Origin of the sequence: Lysobacter capsici, assembly GCF_014779555.2 — a bacterium.
Classification (GTDB): Bacteria; Pseudomonadota; Gammaproteobacteria; order Xanthomonadales; family Xanthomonadaceae; genus Lysobacter; species Lysobacter capsici.
The window spans coordinates 2,989,566-3,005,538 of the sequence record NZ_CP094357.1 but is presented as its reverse complement, the minus strand read 5'-3'; the positions used below and the strand labels follow the sequence as shown (position 1 = coordinate 3,005,538).

The following is a 15,973-nucleotide window of genomic DNA, read 5'->3' as shown; positions in this document are numbered from 1 at the left end:
TCTCTCCTCGTTGCGTCCGTGCGGATCGGCGTTCAACGCTTCGCGCGCGCCGTGCGTTCGACCCTGATCAGATAGTCGACCGTGGCCAGCAGCGCCTCGGGCGCCGCGCCGGGTTTCGGCGCGACCTTGTACTTGCCGGCCACGATGATCGTGGGCGTGCTGTCGACCTCGGCGGCGATCGCGTAGGACCTGGCCCATTGCACGCGCTCGTCGGTTTTCCTGCTGGCGTAAGCGTTGGCGAAGCGCGCGCGGTCCACGCCCAGCCGCGCGTAGGCGTCGGTGATCTGATCGGGACTGTCGCCGGTCAACGTCTGCTCGACATGCACCGCGCGGTAGATCGCCGCGTGGGTCTTGTCCACGACGCCCAGTTGCGCGGCCGCGTAATAGGCCTTGGCGCCGGCATCGAAGGCGCCGCCGAACACCGCCGGCACGTATTGGAAGCGGACGCCGCGCGGCAGCTTGCGCCGCCACGCTTCCATCGCCGGATCGAACTTCGCGCAGGCGCCGCAGGCATAGCTGAATACCTGCACGACCTCGATGCCGGGGCCGGGCGAGGCCTGCACGGGTTTGGCCAGGACCGCGTAGTCGTTCCCTGCCACGGGCGCGGCTTGTCGCGCCGGTGCGACGGGGCTGAAAGCGATCAGCGCCACGATCATCACCCAGGCGAGCGCGCCGCGCGGGCGCGTTCGCCTCGATGGCGCCGTCTTGTTCGCGCTGTTGCCGGCTTCGCCGTTGGTTGCTTGTTCAATGACTGCGTGCTTCATGGGGTCGTCCTCGATGAGTGAATATCCGATCGTGTCTGTCTGTCCCGGCAGGGTCGTGGCTCATGTCACGCCGTCCTCCTCGTCCAGCAACGCCAGCAACTCGTCGCGCGACAGTCCGTCGAGGCTGTCGCTCAAAGCCTGCGCATCGCTGCCCATATAGGTCTGGAACTGCATGTCGACCACCGCCTCGGCCATGGCCTTGAGCACGGGCGAGCGCATCAGGAGGTCGATGGTCAGTTCGATCGCGAACATTTCGCGCATCCGCAGCGACAACTGGACCAGCAGCAACGAGTGACCGCCCAAGGCGAAGAAATGATCGTGGCGGCCGACCCGTTCGACACCCAGCAGTTCCGTCCATAGCTGCGACAGCGCCTGCTCCACTTCGCCTTCGGGCGCTTCGTACGCCTGCCGCGCATGCGCGTCGCCTTCCGGCGCGGGCAGCGCCGCGCGGTCCAGCTTGCCATTCGGGGTCAGCGGCCAATGGTCCACGTGTACAAACGCCGACGGCAGCATGTACTCAGGTAGACGCGACTGCAGTCGCCCACGCAATGCCGACACTTCGATTGCGTCGCCCTGCCAATACGCCACCAGCGTCCGCTCCGATCCTGCGTCGCCGCGCGCCACCACCACCGCGTCGCGCACGCCCGCGCAGGACTGCAACGCCAATTCGATCTCGCCCAGTTCGATCCGGTAACCGCGGATCTTCACCTGGAAATCGTTACGGCCCAGGAACTCCATCGTCCCGTCCGCCCAATACCGCGCCCGGTCGCCGGTCTTGTACATGCGTTCGCCCGGCACGAACGGATCGGGCACGAAACGTTCGGCGGTCAGCTCGTCGCGGTTCCAATAACCTTCGGCCAGGCAGTCGCCGGCGATGTACAGATCGCCCGGAACGCCCACCGGACTGGGCTCGCCGCGTGCATCGAGCACGTAGTAGCGCGCGTTCCAGATCGGACGGCCGTACGGAATGCTCTTCCAGTGCGGCTCCACCCGATCGATTCGATGGTAGTTCGACCACACCGTCGCTTCGGTCGCGCCGCCCAGCGCCACCACTTCGCAACGCGGGAATGCGCGCCGGACTGCATCGGGCAGTTCCAGGCCGATCCAGTCGCCACTGAAGAACGCCAGCCGCAGGTCGCGCGACACCTTCTCCGTCAACGAACCCACCAGACCGGCGAACACCGCGGGCGCCGAGTCCCAGAACGTGATCCCGCTGCGCAGCAGCTCGATCAAGCGCGCCGGATCGCGTACTTCCTCCGAGCGCGCCACGTGCACGCTGCCGCCGCTCCACAGCACCCCGAACAGGTCGTACACCGACAAGTCGAAACTCAGCGAGGTCGTGAACAACACCCGATCCGAGGGCCCCATCGCAAACGTCGATTCCACCCACGCGAACAGGTTCGCCGCCGCCGCGTGCTTGACCATCACGCCTTTCGGACGGCCGGTCGAACCCGAGGTGTAGATCACATACGCCAACGCCTGCGCGTCCACGCCGATCCCTTGCGACGACGGATTCCACACCGGCTGGTCCGACCACCGTTCGGCTTCGTCCACGCACAGCACCATTACCGTCGACAAGCCTTCGTGTTGCGACAGCGATCGCTGCGACAGCACCCGCCGCGGCGCGCAGTCCTGCAATGTCTCGCGCAGCCGTTGCACCGGATGCGCCGGGTCCAGCGGCACGTAGGCCGCGCCCGCCTTCGCCACCGCCAGCACCGCCGCCACCATCCACGGACCGCGCTCGAGCAGGATCCCCACCCGGTCGCCGGCCTGCACCCCATCGGCCAGCAACCGGTGGGCAATACGGTTCGCGCGTTCGTTCAACGCCTGGTAACTCCAGCGCTCATCGCCGCACAACACCGCCAGCGCCTGCGGACGCTCAAGCACCTGGCGCTCGAACCCGGCGTGCATCACCTCGCGGGGATACGCGTGATCGGTCGCGTTCCAGTCCGCGGTCAGACGCTTGCGCTCGCTCGCCGACAACGCGGATGTCGCCTGCCATGCCGCGTCGGCGTCGTCGGCGATCGTCGCGAGCACGCGCAGGTACGCGTCGGCCATTCGCATCAACTGGTCACGGCCGAAGCGGCCGCGGTCGGCGTCGAAGGCCAGAGCAAGGCCATCGCCCGCGCCGGAGAACGTGGTGGTCAGGCCGAAGCCGGTGGACTCGACCGTATCGACATCGTTCGCGGCCATGGGCACCGCGCGATCGCGCACGGCGTCGTGGATGGCCTGGTGGGCGTGGAAGTGCACGTAGTTGAACACCGCATCCAGACGCGCCCGGTGCGCGTGCTCGGACACGATGCGGAAATACGGATAGCGACGGTGTTCGGCCAGCCGGTTTTCCTCGTCGAACACCGCCTGGATCCGTTGCTTCCAACTGCCCGGGGCCGCGCTCATCCGCAGCGGCAGGGTGTTGAGGAACAGACCGAGCGTGCGCTCGCCGCCGTCGGTTTCCGGACGGGTATTGCATACCACGCCGGTCATCGGCGCCTGCGTGTCCGCGAACAGGCCGATCACATGCAGATGCGCGGCCAGCAGCACCGAGCGCAGCGGCACCCCCAATTCGGACGCGAGCGCCGACAATCGCGCCGCCACCGGCGCCGGCACCGCGACAGCCGGATTGCGCACGTCGCAGTGCGGCCACGAACCCGGCAGATCCGGCAGGATCGTGGCTTCGGCGTCGGCGAGATAACCCGACCAGAACTCGGCGTGGCGCGCGACGCCGAGCGCCTGGTGTTCGAGCCAGGCCGCCGCCTTCGGCGATACGGTCGGCGGCAACGGCGCCGGCACATCCATGCCGAGAGCGCGGAAATATTCGGCGAAGATCTCGCTCTGCATCAGCGCCACGCTCCAACCGTCGAGGATCGCGTGATGGAATGCGATCGTCAGCTGGATCCGGGTGCCGTCGCAGCGATGAACGAAGAACGCCAACAGCGGCGCCTTCTGCAGCTCCCACGGCCGAGCCTGCTGCTCGGCCAGGAACGCGAGCACCGCGGCGCGCTGGGCGTCCGCGTCCAGACCGCGCAGGTCGCTGCAGGTCAGTGCGATCCGCGCCGCCGCATGCACGCACTGCCTCACCGTGCCGTCGCGCCGCAGCTCGAAGCCGCTGCGCAGCGAGGGATGGCGCAGCGCGACCGCATCGAGCGCGGCGCGCATGGCCGGTTCGTCCCATCGTGGCAGATCGATGCGGTACGAGAACACGTCGTGGTATACGCCGCGGGCGCCGCCGTATTCGCCGTGGAAGATCATGCCCCGCTGCAGCAAGGTCGCGTCCCACGCGTCTTCCACGCCGTCGGGCAGTTCGTCGCCGACCGGGGTCTCGGTCGATGCCGCGTCCAGCACTTGCCAGTCCGGCGCGTCATCGGCCTCGGCGCTTGCGACGCTTGATCCGATCGCATGCGCCAATGCGTCGACGGTCGGATGCCGGAACAGATCGACGACCGCGAAGCCGAAACCGCGCCGCCGGCCCTCGGCCACCACCGCGATGCTGCGAATCGAATCGCCGCCGAGTTCGAAGAAGTTGTCGTCGATACCGATGCGATCGACCGGCAGCTGCAGCGCCCGCGCCCAGACGTCGGCCAACGATTGGCGCAGCGCATCGGTCGGCGCGCGGTAGCGGCGGTGCAATGCGGCCTCGGCATCGGGCGTCGGCAACGCGCCGCGATCGAGCTTGCCGCTCGGCGTCAGCGGCCAGTGGCTCACGCGCACGAACGCGGCCGGCACCATGTAGGACGGCAACGCCGCGATCAGCGCCGCGCGTAGCGACTCGGCTGCGAGGTTCGCATCCGCGGTTTCGAAATAGGCCACCAGCCGGCGCTCGCCCTCGCCGCCCTCGCGCGCTTCGACCACGGCCTCGCGGACCCCGTCGAGCCCGCGCAAGGCCGCTTCGATTTCGCCCAGTTCGATGCGGTGCCCGCGGATCTTGACCTGGAAGTCGTTGCGGCCCAGATAGTCCAAGCCGCCGTCGGCGCGCCGGCGAGCCAGGTCGCCGGTGCGGTAGAGACGATCGCCGGGCACGAACGGATTGGCGACAAAGCGCTGCAAGGTCAACTCGGGCCGATGCAGGTAACCGCGCGCCACGCCGGCGCCGCCGACATACAGTTCGCCCGGCACGCCGACCGGCGCCGGCTCGCCCGATGCATCGAGCACGTACAGGCGCAGGTGCGGCAGCGCCCGGCCGATGGGGCTGCCATGGCCATGTTCGATCGCATCGCGTTGCAGGCGCAGATAGCTCGCATGCACGGTGATTTCGGTAATGCCGTACATGTTGATCATCGCCACGCGCTCCGGCGGGTGGCGTTCGATCCACGGCCGCAGCATGCGCGGGTCCAGCGCCTCGCCACCGAACACGACGGCGCGCAGCGCCGGCAGCGGCGTGTCACCGGCACCAGCGGCGATCAGCTGCCGGAACGCGCTCGGCGTCTGGCTGAGCATGCTGACGCGCTCGCGCGCCAGCAGGGCCAGGAAATCCTCCGGCGAACGCGTGCATTCCCACGGCACGATGATCGCGCAGCCGCCGTACAGCAACGCGCCCCACAACTCCCACACGGAGAAGTCGAAGGCGAACGAATGAAACACGGTCCACACGTCGTCGGGGCCGAAACCGAACGATGCCTGGGTGGCGGCGAACAATGCCGCGACCTGGCGATGTTCGACCATCACACCCTTGGGCCGGCCGGTGGAGCCGGAGGTGTAGATCACATAGGCCAGGTGATCGGGGCGCAATGCCACTTGCGGCGCATGCGACCGTGCGCTGTTGACGGTGTCTTCCACCTCCAGCACCGCATGGCCGTCCACACCCAGTCGCGCAGCCGCGCCGCCGGCGCTCACCACCGCGACCGGCGCGGCATCTTCCAGCATCTGCAGCACGCGCTCGCGCGGATAGTCCGGGTCCAGCGGCACGTAGGCGCCGCCGGCTTTCAGGATGCCCAGCAAGCCGATTACCAGCTCGATTCCGCGCCCGGCGCACAGGCCCACACAGGTATCGGGAACCACGCCCAACTCGATCAACGCATGCGCGACGCGGTTGGATGCGGCTTCCAATTGCGCGTAGCTCAACTGCGCTTCGCCGCTGCGCAACGCCGGCGCATCGGGCGTGCGCGCGACTTGCGTCTGGAACAACTCGACCAGCGTCTTCTGCGGCGGCTCAGCTGAAGGGCCGGTGCTCTCTTGCAGCAATTGCGCGCGTTCGTTCTGGTCCAACAACGTCAGCGAAGCCAGCGTCGCGTCGGGCGAACGCGCCATGCCGTCGAGCAAACGCTCCAGCCACCGCGACCAGCGCGCGACGGTGTCCTCGTCGAACAGATCGCTCGAGTACTCGATCGCGCCGCTGAGTTCCTGCCCTTCTTCCCGCAGCGTCAGGCCAAGATCGAATTGGGTCGCGCCATGCGACACCACATAGCCTTCCACGTCCAGCCCCGGCAATGCCAGCGTCCGCTCCGGCGTGTTGTCCAGGCTCAACAGCGTCTGGAACACCGGGCTGTGGCTCAGGCTGCGCCGCGGATGCAGCGCCTCGACCACGCGTTCGAACGGCACATCCTGGCGCCCGTGTGCTTCAAGCACCTTCGTCTTGGCTTGCTCGAGCAACGAGGCCACCGTCGCCGTGTCCTCCACCCGCAGCCGCAATGCCAGGGTGTTGACGAAAAATCCGATCAACCCCTCCAGTTCCACCCGCGGCCGATTGGCCACCGGCGAACCCAACACCACCTCGTCCTGCCCGCTCAGTCGCGACAGCAGAGCGCTCCAGCCCACCAGCAGCACCGTATACAAGGTCGTCCCGTACGCCCGCGCCAGCGCGTGCAGGCGCTGCGTCAGCCCAGCCTCGAGACGCAAAGGCAAACGGCCGCCGCGATAGCTCTGCAACGACGGACGCGGGCGATCGGTCGGCAACGCCAGCAATTCCGGCGCGCCGCGCAGTTGCGCGCACCACGCCTGCACCTGCTCGGCGCTGTCGGTTTGCGAAAGCCGCACCCTTTGCCAGGCGGCATAGTCGGCGTATTGCAGCGGTAGTGCCGGCAATGGATCAGGCCGGCCCTGTGCATACGCGGCATACAGCGCGCCCAGTTCGCGCACCAGCACGCCCTGTGACCAACCGTCGGACACGATGTGATGCTGCACCAGCACCAGTACGTGCTCGTCGGCCTGCAAACACACCAGCAGCGCACGCACGGGCGGATGCGCCGACAGATCGAATGGCGCCGCCGACCAGGCCATGCAGGCCTGCGCCAGCGCGGCCTCGCGCTGTGAAGCCGGCAGCGCGTGCAGGTCCTGCCGCTCCAATGTCAGTCCGTTCGTCGCCCGTACCACTTGCACCGGACCGTCCGCGCCGTGCTCGAACACCGTGCGCAGCGATTCGTGCCGTTCGACGATGCGATCCAGCGCCCGCGTCAGCGCCGCTTCGTCCAGTACGCCGCGCAGGCGCACGCCCGCCGCGATGTGATACGCCGCGCCGGCCGCCGCATCCAGCTGATCCAGAAACCACAGCCGCTGCTGCGACCACGACAACGGCAGCGGCAAGCTGCGATCCGCCAACGGCAATGCGCCCGGTTGCGCGCCGCGCATCGCGCTCCATACCGCCCGCGCCATGCCCACCAGGGTCGGCGCGGCCAGCAAGGCTTGCAGCGAAGGCTCGACCCCAAAGTCGCGCTGCACGCGCGCGATCAGCTGCAACGCCATCAGCGAATGGCCGCCCACGGCGAAGAAGTCGGCATCGTCGGCGGCGTCGCGCGCGAACAAGTCCCTCCAGATGCCGCGCATGCGCGCGATCACCGCCGCGAACTCGCCGCCGACCGCATCCGGGTATGTCGCCTCGACGAGCGCCGGCGCGGCGTTCGCAACGGCAGCCGACGCCGCACGACTCGGCGTCAGCAGCAATTGACGGCCGCCGAATCCGAGCACGGCATCGAATGCATCGCCGATCGCGCGCGCATCGGGCATATCGCCAGCGCCCTGAGCCGCCGCCATGCCGACGCCCGCCCACGCCCCCCAGTTGACCGAGACGATGCGCCGCCCGCGACGCGATCGCTTCTGCGCATACGCGTCCAGGTAGGCGCCGGCGGCGCAATAGCCGACTTGCCCGGGCACCGGCCGCAGCGCATTGATCGACGAACACAACACGATCCGCACCGGCGCGTCGCCCAGCGCGGCATCCAGGGCGCGCAAGCCCGCGGTCTTGGGATCGAGCACCGGCGCCAGACGCGCGCGATCGGTATGCCGGATCAGGCCTTCGCCCGCCGCGCCGGCCGCGTGCAGGACCAGGTCGATGGCGCCGTAGGCGGCGACGGCATCGGCGATGGCGGCGCGCAGCGCGTCCGCGTCGGCGACATCGGCGCGGATCAGACGGAACGCGGCGCCGCGTTCGCGCAGCGCGTCCAGTCGCCGCTCGATATCGTCGCGCTCGTGCCGCGCCAGCAGCGTCAGCCGCGGATTCGCCACGCGTGCGGTCAGATACTCGGCGAACGCAAGGCCGATGCCGCCGGTGCCGCCGAGGATCAGGCAGTGGCCGCGGTCGCGCAGCGCTGCGCCGCCGGTTTCCGGATCGATCGCCCGCGTCGGATCGGTTTCGCGCAGATCGGCCTCGGCCAGATCGGGCACCCACGCGTGCGATCCGCGCAAAGCGACGACGGCATGCGCCGGATGCGCGCCGGCGTCCACGCCGAGACCGGCCAGCGCCGTCGCCAACAGCAGCGGATCGGCCGGCGCATGGCCGTCGTGCAGGCCGCCTTCGGCATCGAGCCAACGCCAGGCGATGCGCGGATGCTCCAGCGGCGCGACCCGGCAGACGCCGGCCACCAGGGCCTGCGCGGGGTCGTCGTGTTCCCGTCCGTCGACGGACTGCGCCGCCAGCGTCAGCACGTCGACGCTGAAGCGCGCGCCGGCGCTCGCATCCAGAGCGCGCGCCAGCGCGATGGGCGCGTGCACGCACAGCTGTTCGGCGCCTTCGCCGTCGCTGTCGCGGGCCGACATCGGCCAGGCGTAGACGATTCTGGACGGCACCGCGCCGCCCTCCCCGAGTTCGGCGACCAGCCGGGCCAGGGCTTCGGGTTGCGCCGGGTCGAGCGCGAAGCCGTCCGATCGCGTCACCACGCCCACAACGCCCGCGACTGCCTCGACCAGACGCACGCGCCAGCCTTGCGTGCGCAGATGGCTGAGCGTCGCAAGATCGGCGCCGCCCGGATCGGCGAACCACAGGACCTCCCGCGGCGGCGCGATCGGCCATTCGGCCGGCGGCCGCGGCAGCCGGCGCCAGCCGGGAATCGAGGCCGCGGTTTCGACCCAACCGGTTTCGGCGGCAGCGATTGCAGCAGGAACGATTTCAACGAGACCGCTTTCAACAAAGCCGGACCCTGAGGACGAATGGGCAACGACATCGTCGCTACGAGCTTCAGTCACCGTCGATGGCGATGCATCGATCCAGTGCCGTTCCTCGGCGAACGGATAAGCAGGCACCGGCACGCGACGTTGCGGCGCCTCCGGCACCGCCCGCCGCCAGTCGATCCGATGCCCGCGCGCCCACAGCGCCGCGAGCGTCGCCCGCAGCGCCGCCAGCGGATCCTGGTCGCTCGCCGACAAGGTCTGAAAACTCTGCGAAGACACGCCGGCGGCTTGCGCGAACGCCCCCAGCGCCGCGCCCGGCCCCACCTCGACGACCGCGATCTCGCCCAGCGAAGCCAAGCTGCGCAGGCCATCGTGGAAGCGCACGGCCTGACGCATATGCGCCACCCAGTAATCGACCGACGTCGCGCGCTCGGCGCTGATCCACCCGCCATCGACGTTGGAGATGTACGCACGCTGCGGCGCCGACAGCGGCGTCAGCGCGACCGCATCGGCGAAGCGCTGCAGGATCGGCTCCAGCATCGCGCTGTGGAATGCATGCGAAACGCTGAGGCCGCGGCAGGCGATGCCGGCCGTCGCCAGCGCTTCGGCCTGCGCGCGAATCGATTCGGGCGGACCGGCCAAGGTGCATTGGCGCGCGCCGTTGACCGCGGCGATCTCCACCTGCGCAAGCAACAGGTCGCGCAGGCTCGCTTCGTCCGCCATCGCCGCGAGCATGGCGCCGGCCGGCAATTGCGCGACCAATCGCCCGCGCAGCGCCACCAGACGCAGCGCGTCGTCGCGCGCGATCACCCCGGCCAGACAGGCCGCGACGTATTCGCCCAGGCTGTGGCCCAGCATGGCGCTGGGGCGCAGACCGAAGGATTCCAGCAGGCGCGCCAGCGCGTAGCCGACCACGAACAGCGCCGGTTGAGTCAGCTCGGTCGCTTCCAGCCGCCCTGCCTGCGAAGGCTCCAGCAGTAGCGGCCGCAGATCGAGGCCGAGCTGCGGCTCGAGCACGCGCGCGCACGCGTCCACGTCCTCGCGGAAGCCGCGATAGGCCGCGTACAGCGCCGCGGCCATCGCCGCGAACTGGCTGCCCTGGCCCGGAAACAGGAACACCAGCGCCGGTGCGTTCTCGCCGTCGTGCATCTGGGCGCGGTCCAAGCATTCGATCGCGGCCGACGCATCGGCGGCCGCGATCGCGGTGCGGTAGCGCAACGCCTTGCGCCCCGTGCGCGTGGTGTGGGCGATCGCGGCGTAGGCATCGCCCGCATCGGCGAGCCGGCGCCGCATCGCATCCACCAGCGAGGTCAACGCCGCCGGCGTACGCGCGGACAGCAGCAGCGGCTGCGCCCATTTCGATTGTGGCGCGCTCACGACCTGTGACGCGGGCGGCGATTCCAGCACCACATGGGCGTTGGTGCCGCCGATGCCGAACGAGCTGACGCCGGCCCTGCGCACGCCGTCGCGCAGCGGCCAGGTTTCGCGCGCGAGCGGAAAACGGAATGGGCTGCCCGTCGTATCGATATGCGGATTGAGCTGGCGCAAATGCGGATTCGGCGGCAGTTCGCCGCGACCGATCGCCAGCGCGGCCTTGACCAGCCCGGCGATGCCGGCCGCCGCGTCGAGGTGGCCGATGTTGGCCTTCAGCGCGCCGAGCGCGCAGTACGGCGCCTGTGCGTCGCCGAACGCCGACTTCAGCGCGGCGAATTCGATCGGATCGCCGAGCGCGGTGCCGGTGCCGTGCGCTTCCAGATAGCCGATCGTTTCCGGCTCCACGCCGGCGACCGCCAACGCCTCGCGCACGACCGCCGCCTGCCCTTCCACGCTGGGCGCGGTGAATCCGGTCTTGTCGTCGCCGTCGTTGTTGACCGCGCTGCCGATGATCACCGCGTGGATGCAGTCGCCGTCGGCCAGCGCCTGCGCCAACGGCTTCAACAGCACCGCCGCGACGCCGTCGCCCGACACGGTTCCGCTCGCATCGGCGTCGAACGGCCGGCAACGCCCGTCCGACGACAGGATGCCGCCGTCCACGTGCCGATAGCCGCGCGGTTCCAGGGTCCGCACCGACACGCCGCCGGCCAACGCCATATCGCATTCGCCCGCGAGCAGCGCCTGGCAGGCGAGATGCACGGCGACCAGCGAACTCGAACAGGCGGTCTGCACCGTCACCGCCGGTCCCTGCAGCCCGAGCTTGTAGGCGGTGCGGGTGGCGAGATAGTCCTTCTCGTTACCGATCGAAAGCGCCATCGGCCCCACCGCCTGCATCAGCTCCGGTCGCCGCGCCAGGCGCTCGAGAAAATACGCATTGGTCGAAGCGCTGGCATAGACGCCGACCGTGCCCATCCGCGAGCCCGGCCCGTAGCCGGCATGCTCCATCGCGGTCCACGCGGTCTGCAGGAACAGGCGCTGCTGCGGATCGGTGGCGCGCGCCTCGAGCGCCGTCATCGCGAAGAAATCGGCATCGAACGATTCGATTGCGTCCAGCGCGCCCGCGCGGCGGACATAGCGCGGGTCGGCCAGATCGGACTGCGCCACGCCGGCCGCGCGCAGGCTCGCGTCGTCGAAATCGCGGACCGACTCGACGCCGGCCACGAGATTCGCCCAGAACGATTCCAGATCGCCGGCGCCGGGGAAACGCCCGGCCATGCCGACGATGGCGATCGCGGCCTCGTGGCCATCGCGCGTCGCGGACGAATTGGAGATGCCTGTTGCTTTGCTCATTGCGTGTTCCTGGCGATGACGCCGTTCGTGACTCGCTCAGACCGCGCTCGCGTCGGCGGCCACCTGGCCGTACTCCAACCGGACCACTCGGTCGGCCACGTCGAAGTAACGGTCGTCGTGAGTGATCACCACCAGCGTCTTGCCGGCGGCCTTCAGTTCGGGCAGCAGTTCCTGATAGAAGCAGCGGCGGAATTCCACGTCCTGGTCCGCGGCCCACTCGTCGAACAGGTAGATGTCGCTGTCTTCCAGATAGCCCTGGGTCAGCGCCAGGCGCTTTCTCTGGCCCTGCGACAGATCCAGCGTGCTCAGACGGCCATCGGTCGCGGTGACCTTGCGATCCAGACCCAGCCTGTGCAGCAAGGCCTCGATTCCGGCCTGCGGCGGGCTGCGCCCGCGTCGGTCGAGCAGATCGTCGAACAGCCAGTAGTCGGCGAACACGGCGGTGAACAATTGGCGGAAGTCGCCCAGGTCGGCCGCCGTCAACGCATGGCCGTCCACCCGCACTTCGCCGCCGCTCGGCGCCAGCATGCCGGTGAGCAGCAGCGACAAGGTCGATTTGCCGCTGCCGTTGCCGCCGGTCACGAACACCATTTCGCCGCGCCGCAGCTCCAGGTCCATCGGCCCGAAACGGAACTCATCGGCGTCGCCCGGATAGCGGTATTCGACCTGCCGGAACGACAGTCGCGACCATCCCGCGAACCGCGTCGGATCGACCGCGGCCACCAGCGCCGGGCCCGAGAACGCCGGGCCCAGGGTGCGCAGATAACGCACGCTGCTCATTCCCGCGACCACCTGGCGGATGGCGGCGATCAGGCCGCTGATCGGTCCGATCAGGAACAGCGAGGCGATGACGAAGCGGGCCACCTGCGAGGCGTCCTGACCCAGATAGGCCCGGCCCATGAAGGCGACCGACAGGATCGCCGCGTACACGATCGCCATGTTCCACACTTCGGTGTAGCCCAGCCAGCGGTTGGCCGCGCGCAGCGACACTTCGTTGTCGCGGATCGCGCGTCCCAGCACGCGCTCGGAAAAATGCGCGGCGCGCGCGGCATTCATGCTGAGCTCCTTCTTCGCCTCGGCGATGGCGCGGAAGTGGCGGAACAGGCTGTCTTCCTCCTCGCGGATACGCGCGAAGAAACCTTCGGTGCGCCGCAGGATGGCCAGGGCGCAAGCGACGCTGATCACCACGAATCCCGCCAGCACCAGCAGCAATGGCCACGACAGCCACGCCAGGTAGGCCAGACAGAACAGCGCCACCAGCGCGTTGAACAACGCCTGCGGAAGCACCAGCAGCATCTGCGCGATCCGGGTCACGTCGACCACCAGCGCGCCGGCGATGCGTTCGCGGTTGGACATCAAGCGCGCGTAGTCGAGCGCCATGAACCGCGCGCACAACTGCGAACGCAGGTCCGAGATCACCGCGGCGCCGAAATGGGCCTGGAACGTCTGCGCCGCCGCCGACAGCGCGAGCATCGCGACCAGACTGGCCGCGGCCGGCCAGAGCATGGAGTTCGGCGTGCCGGCGAAGACGCCGCCCGCGATCGTACCGATCTGGGTGATTAGCACGATCGAGGCCAGCGCGCTGCCCGCGGCCAATGCGCCGGCGGTGGCCAGGGGAATCCGATGACGCCGGATCGTTTCGGCGATCACGGCGACGGGCCGGCTGGAGCCGCTTCGAGCGCGATGCGGGCGACGCCGACGCGCGCATCGGAATACGGATGCGTCTGCGCCATCAAACCCGCCGGGCGCGCCGGCAATGCGAGTCCGCCCGGCAGACCGTGGTCGATGGTGACCGCCAGCAGCGCATCCGGAAGCGGGCCCGGGCCAATGTCGAGCGTGAGTTCGAGCTCTCCCGCCGGCACCGCGAAGCCGCGGATGCGCACCGGCCATTGCTCGAAGCCTTCGGCGGTCGGCGCGTGGATCGAACGGTTCTGCACGGACGCGCTGCGCGCGTCGACGCCCTTGGGCAGGTACAGGTCCAGCACGTCGTGACCAGCTTGCGCGGTCACGGCCAGACGCATCCGTCGCAGCTCGCCCTGCGGCTCCACGCCGAGCACGCGGATGCGCGTCGTCGCCGGCACGCCGATCGCGGCGGCGCGCTCGCCCAGCGGCCGGCAGCGAGTTTCGCGCCAGACCTCGGGCGCATACAGATTGTTCGGCAAGGCACGCGCCGCATCGCCCAACACCGAGCGCTTCCAGGCGTCGTCGGTGGCGTCGATGCTCGCCAGGCAGTCCACGCCCTGCACGCGGTCGTTCAATACGAACACGCTGCTCGGCAGCGGATGTCGCGTGTCGAACGGATTGACGAACACCAGCGCGACGACGGCGACGAGACCCGACAACGCCAGCGCCGCGCCCACGCGCGCCGCGCCGTGGGCGAGCCAGGCGTGCATGCACAACACGCACAGCAGCAGCACCGGCACCGCGCCGATAACCGGCACGCTGACGCCCAGGGCCTGATCCAGCCGCATCGCCAATTCGCCGAGGATCACGCCGCCGACCACCACCACGGGCATCGCCAGCGCGAACGAACTCCACGCCGGCGCGGCGGGTCCGCGCAGGGCGGCGATGACGCGCACGACGGCAAGCGCGAGCAACGGCCACACCAGGATATTGGCCGCGCCGGGAAGCGCCAGCGCCAGCCCCCAGGCCAGCACGAGCAACAGCGCCTCGCCGCCGCGCAACAGCGCCGTCTCCGTCAGCGGCTTGTACAACAGCCCGGCGACGAGCGCGGCCGCGACCAGACCGGGAATGAACACCGAACCGGCACGCAGCATCGGCAGCGCCGCCAGCAAGGCCAGCGCCAGCGCCCACCACCAACGCAGGCCGCCGCGTGCGGCGCCGAGGATCGCCACCAGCACGCCGCCCGCCAGCAGCGTCCAGGCGAGGAACCATTCGAGTTGATGCGCGGAGACGGCGCGCTGCATCGCGCCGGGCCAGAAATCCTCGCGCACGAACGCCGACACCGACAGCACGACCGAGACCGCGACCGCGATCGCCGCCAGCACCGCCAAGGCGCCGCGCGCCGTGGCCAACACGCCGGCGGGCTCGCAGCGGCGGCCGCGCCACGCGGCGACGATCAGCAGGAGCGTGGCCAGCGCCAGCGCTGCCTGATCGAGCCAGCGCGGGTACTGGAAAAAGGCCTTGCCGGTGAAGTTCATATAGGCCGGCTCGGCGCCCGCCGCGGGCGCGACCGAGCTTGCCGACAGCGCCGCGCGCATGGCGCCGATGGCCTGGTCGCCCATGTGCTGCAGCGTCGCCGGCGCCAGATGGTCGGGCGTATCGGTCGGCGAGTGATAGTCCGAATAGCCCTCGATGAAGGCGAAATTCAGGCCCGGAAGCCCGCGCTCCAGCGACACGTTGAAGTCGGTGAAGTTGGGCATGCGCTTGTAGATTTCATCGGAGTACGAATTCGCCACGGGCGCTGCGTCGTGCAGCGACCGCAGCAGCGGCGCGCTGCCCGAACCGGACTGGAACATCAGCACCGGTCCGCTGCTGCCGCGCGCTTCGAAGTTGAACACCGTCGCGACCCGCGGCGCCAGCGCGTGGCGATCGAAGAAGGCGCGCGCACCGAACGCGCCCATTTCTTCGCCGTCGCTCAGCAACACGATCAGATCGCGCTTGCGCGCGCCGCGGTCCGACCCGGCGGCGACGCGCGCGGCCTCGAGCACGGTGGCCACGCCGGCGCCGGCATCCGCCGCGCCTGGCGCCCACGGGATGGAGTCGTAGTGCGACATCAACAGCACCGCGTCGCGCGGCTTGCCGGCGCTGGCGCCTGTCGCCGGCAGCACGCCGACGACGTTCTCGACCCAGGCGAAGCTGCCCTGACCCGACGAGAGTTCACGCTGCACCTCAACCTGCAGGCCGCTGGCGCGCAGTTGCGCGACGAGGTAATCGCGCACCTTCGCATTGGCCGCCGAGCCGGTGGGATGCGGCGCGCGCGCGATCTGCCGCACGTGCGACATCGCTCGCTCGACCGAGAACGCGTGGCCGGCACCGCCGTCGCCGCGCACGGCGGGCGGCGAAGACAGCGACCATGTCACGGCCACGACGGCGACGATCGCCGCCAGTCCCGCCAGCGTCCGCCACCACCGCGTCGGCTGCGTCCGCGGTTTGCCGTCGCTGCCCGCCCCTGCTTGGTTCTCGTTCATCCGCTCCCCTCCAATGAA

4 protein-coding genes are annotated in these 15,973 nt (G+C 69.7%); all 4 read right to left on the bottom strand.

Features of this window, described 5'->3' with window-relative positions; translation table 11 throughout:
* Window positions 1–32: 32 nt before the first annotated feature.
* From IEQ11_RS12420 to IEQ11_RS12405, 4 genes are read right to left on the bottom strand one after another with little or no spacing between them, the layout of a single operon-like run.
* Window positions 33–764 (bottom strand): thiol:disulfide interchange protein DsbA/DsbL, encoded by a 732-nt coding sequence (locus IEQ11_RS12420; protein ID WP_228464382.1) that lies wholly within the window; start codon window positions 762–764, stop codon window positions 33–35.
* A gap of 60 nt (window positions 765–824) precedes the next feature.
* Entirely contained in the window at window positions 825–11,804 is a 10,980-nt protein-coding gene (locus IEQ11_RS12415) for a non-ribosomal peptide synthetase/type I polyketide synthase (protein ID WP_191820621.1), read from the bottom strand.
* Window positions 11,805–11,840: 36 nt separating this feature from the next.
* Entirely contained in the window at window positions 11,841–13,454 is a 1,614-nt protein-coding gene (locus IEQ11_RS12410; RefSeq protein ID WP_191820620.1) for a cyclic peptide export ABC transporter, read from the bottom strand.
* Window positions 13,451–15,955, bottom strand: a complete 2,505-nt coding sequence (locus IEQ11_RS12405; RefSeq protein ID WP_191820619.1) for a M28 family peptidase — start codon at window positions 15,953–15,955, stop codon at window positions 13,451–13,453. Before IEQ11_RS12405 ends, IEQ11_RS12410 begins: the two co-directional genes overlap by 4 nt.
* Window positions 15,956–15,973: the final 18 nt, after the last annotated feature.